Source organism: Neisseria sp. P0021.S006, from assembly GCF_051956895.1.
Genome location: NZ_JBQCWZ010000698.1, coordinates 1 through 726, shown reverse-complemented (window position 1 = coordinate 726; position 726 = coordinate 1). Strand labels below are relative to the sequence as shown.

Genomic DNA, 726 nt, shown 5'->3' with positions numbered 1-726 from the left:
CAGTAAAAGTGCAGTAAATTAAATCAGATTATTATTATTTTGTCAGTTATTAGATGGTTTGCGGGTCGGTTAAATCATTGGGTTGGAGCGAACCAAAAAACTGCCATTGCAGGGCGACGGCTTTTCCCTGCCAAACGCAGGAAAGTGCCATCGTATCCGCCAAAATCGCGCTTGTGCCGCGCCAATCGGTTTGATTTCCGGCGCGTAAACCGACGGGTTGCCCTGAATCGAAAACATAGCCGACCGATTTCATGTCTGACGGGAAATCCAAATTTGCCGCTTTAATCAAGGCTTCCTTGAAACACCACAATCGGTAAAACGTTTCAGACGGCCAGTTTGCCGTTTCCAAAAAGTCTTGTTCTTCCTGCGTGCAGACCAAAGCCGACAGCGCTTTGAAATCACGCGGGCGGATAAATTCGATATCGATACCGGCTGTTAAGGGATGAGGCGCACACAATAAAGCGGCAAAGCCTTGGCTGTGGCTCAGTGATACAGTCGGTAAATCGGTTTGCTGTTTTAATGCTCGGCTGACTTGCCAGTCCTGACGCTGCGCCAGTTGAGGCGTGGCGGCAAAACGTTGGGAATCGGCTGCGTTTAGAGAAGCATGGTCGTAGCAGGCGGTAAAAGACGGATCGGCCAGCAGGCATTGAAGAGGTGTCGTATCCATAAAATAGAAAAATGCCAAACTTCATATTGAAGTCCGGCATTTTTGACATTACTTAGTGG

General features: G+C 48.3%; 1 protein-coding gene. It reads right to left on the bottom strand.

Annotation, left to right across the window (positions count from 1 at the left end; genetic code table 11):
- Window positions 1-49 precede the first annotated feature (49 nt).
- A complete protein-coding gene (locus ACTHUM_RS16555; protein ID WP_070813832.1) occupies window positions 50-667 on the bottom strand; it encodes a 4'-phosphopantetheinyl transferase family protein in 618 nt (205 codons plus the stop codon).
- Between the last annotated feature and the right edge of the window lie 59 nt (window positions 668-726).

Excerpts from the sequence above, each read along its gene's own strand:
- ACTHUM_RS16555 (WP_070813832.1), bottom strand. The coding sequence starts at position 667 with ATGGATACGACACCTCTTCAATGCCTGCTGGCCGATCCGTCTTTTACC.